The sequence below is a fragment of the Xinfangfangia pollutisoli genome, assembly GCF_020179405.1.
GTDB classification, from domain to species: Bacteria; Pseudomonadota; Alphaproteobacteria; order Rhodobacterales; family Rhodobacteraceae; genus Pseudogemmobacter; species Pseudogemmobacter pollutisoli.
Genome location: NZ_JAICBZ010000168.1, coordinates 1 through 2,112, shown reverse-complemented (window position 1 = coordinate 2,112; position 2,112 = coordinate 1). Strand labels below are relative to the sequence as shown.

The 2,112-nt window shown below is 54.6% G+C and carries 4 protein-coding genes; 1 reads left to right on the top strand and 3 read right to left on the bottom strand.

The window, feature by feature from the left end; all coding sequences use genetic code 11:
- Window positions 1–72: 72 nt before the first annotated feature.
- The 3 genes from K1Y73_RS21815 to K1Y73_RS22170 all read right to left on the bottom strand — a co-directional run bounded on the left by K1Y73_RS21815 (window position 73) and on the right by K1Y73_RS22170 (window position 1,720).
- Window positions 73–753 carry an RHS repeat-associated core domain-containing protein gene (locus K1Y73_RS21815; RefSeq protein ID WP_225030513.1) on the bottom strand — a complete coding sequence of 227 codons (681 nt, stop codon included), beginning with the start codon at window positions 751–753 and terminating at the stop codon, window positions 73–75.
- Window positions 678–1,058, bottom strand: a complete 381-nt coding sequence (locus K1Y73_RS21810; protein WP_225030511.1) for a hypothetical protein — start codon at window positions 1,056–1,058, stop codon at window positions 678–680. The genes K1Y73_RS21815 and K1Y73_RS21810 overlap by 76 nt, the downstream gene beginning before the upstream one ends.
- A gap of 515 nt (window positions 1,059–1,573) precedes the next feature.
- On the bottom strand, window positions 1,574–1,720 hold the full coding sequence (locus tag K1Y73_RS22170) for a hypothetical protein (RefSeq protein ID WP_225030515.1): 147 nt from the start codon (window positions 1,718–1,720) through the stop codon (window positions 1,574–1,576).
- A 122-nt stretch (window positions 1,721–1,842) separates the two neighbouring features.
- On the opposite strand from K1Y73_RS22170, the gene K1Y73_RS21800 reads away from it, so the two are divergent.
- On the top strand, window positions 1,843–2,112 hold a 270-nt coding region (locus K1Y73_RS21800), incomplete at its 3' end, for a transposase (protein WP_225030514.1).

Sequence of the window (2,112 nt, the reverse complement as noted above, 5' to 3'; positions counted from 1 at the left end):
GCATCACACCCGCCCAGAAACTGAAGATGGCTGCCTGAAGTCTACTGCTGCACCCCGTTAAAACGGGGAGGATTACCAAGCTACCCCTGCATCCGACATGGGTTGCGGCCAAACGCCGGGAACAATTTGATTTAGCGAAGCCGAAATAGAATTGACCAAGCCAATGACTGATCCGAAGAGTGTGCTATCACTGTCGCTGTTCGCAGCTGTCCACGCAGCCGCACCTGCAAGGGCAGCGCTTCCCATCGTCATTTGGTGCCAAGACAGCGATTCAAACATTCCAGATGGGTCGGACCCATTTGTTGGATCACCGCCGACATATGCGAAAAGATTAAAGTAGCCGCCTGCGAACTCAATCGGGTCCGTTTGCAGAAACACCTCTGCTGCCGGGTCGTAGGTCCTCATGCGCAAATAAATCAGGCCGCTCTCCGCGTCATGCTCTCGACCCGTGAAGCCGTAGGGCTGGTCGATGACGGCAGATTCCGTCCGGATACCGTAGGCTTGGTAGTCGTATTCTGCCGCCACTGCCCCGGTCGATACGGAGATGGCGGTGATGATCGACCCCAGCCGATTTGCCAGGAGTTCGATCACCGAGCCAGAGCCGGGGGCAGTGGTTCCGGAATAGGCCTCGTAAGCTACGGGTTCGTCGACCTGCGGTCCGAAGATCCACCGTTTGATCAGGACGCCTGGGCGGAAGGTGAGGGCCGTATTGCTGGCCGTACTGTCGCCGAGGTCGTCGGTGTCGTAACCCAAGCCTCGGTCACTCCGCCGACGGTCTTCGCAATCCGACGATCCAGCGCATCATATGCGTAGGTCGCGACAGTTGTGCTGTTTTCATAGCCGATCAGCCGATTCTGGCTGTCGTAGATATAGGTCTCGACCACGCTCGTGGCCTTCGAGGTGCGGCTGATGAGGTTGCCGCGGTCGTCGTAGGCATAGGTGTAGCTGTCATCCACCAGGATCTGGTTGTTGTCGCTGGAAATATAGGCGGCCGAGAGATGCGAGGAAGTGCGGTTGCCGTCCTGATCATAGGCGCAATCCTCGACCGGTGCGAACACGCAGACACTTGAGGCTTATCGCTCCAAAGATATAGATTGCAACCAGGCTGTGAATTCTTGAAGATCGGATAATAGATCATCCTTCGGTTCTGCGTCATAATCCCACTCGCCACTCAATATATCTTCTGAAAGCCTCAACAGTAAATTTATGGCGTTATTGATTTTTTTCGTATCACCGCAGCGTCTACAGCCCGCCAATACCCAATCTGGCGCTCTGCGAGTCGGCAAAGTAAGAAATAGGAATACGAAGAACTCCTCAAAAGCCGCTGCTCGCCTTTCATTTATGAATAGCAGTATTTTCGCCGCAAGGAATAGGTACATCTCAAACGGAATGTCGATTGGAAAATCTTCCGCCTTCGAAAGATTTTCTGAGGTGTACTCCCTCCAGTTCAATTTAACGAACCTATATAGATCTCTTTCGCCGGGCGGCCAAAGCGGGCCCTGACAAAGTTTAGGGAGCAGCATTTGAACTGTCGCGAAAATCTTCGCTTCAGCAGCAGACGAGTATTTCACATTCAGTACCTCTGAATATATCTATTACACCTCATCATTCCAGCGAGCAGGGTGGCGAGTTTTTCTTGATGTCCAACATCGCCGCCCCGATAGCAAATATTATTGAGCGCCGCTTGGGCAAGCGCCTTCTGACCTGCCCCCCGGAAGATCCTTCGCTGTGATGTAGAGTCTGCCCAACCTGAGCAGGAGCAGACGACATGAGGAAAAGCCGTTTCACCGATGAGGAGGGGACCGTGGCCCCTGATGGGGCCGCGTAAGCCCCGACGAACAGATTGTCGGGATGATCAAAGAACAGGAGGCGGGTTTGACGACTTGCGAGCTTTGCCGGAAGCACGGGTTGAGTGCCGCGACGTTCTACACGCTCACGGCCAAGTATGGCGGGATGGAGTTGTCGGATGCAAAGCGGCTGAAGCAGCTCGAGGACGAGAACGCGAAGCTGAAACGCCTGCTGGCGGATGCGATGCTGGATAACGTGGTTCTGAAGGATCTCTTGGGATCGAAGTCATGGGACGCCATTGGTCCGAGGACCATGGCTGAGGCC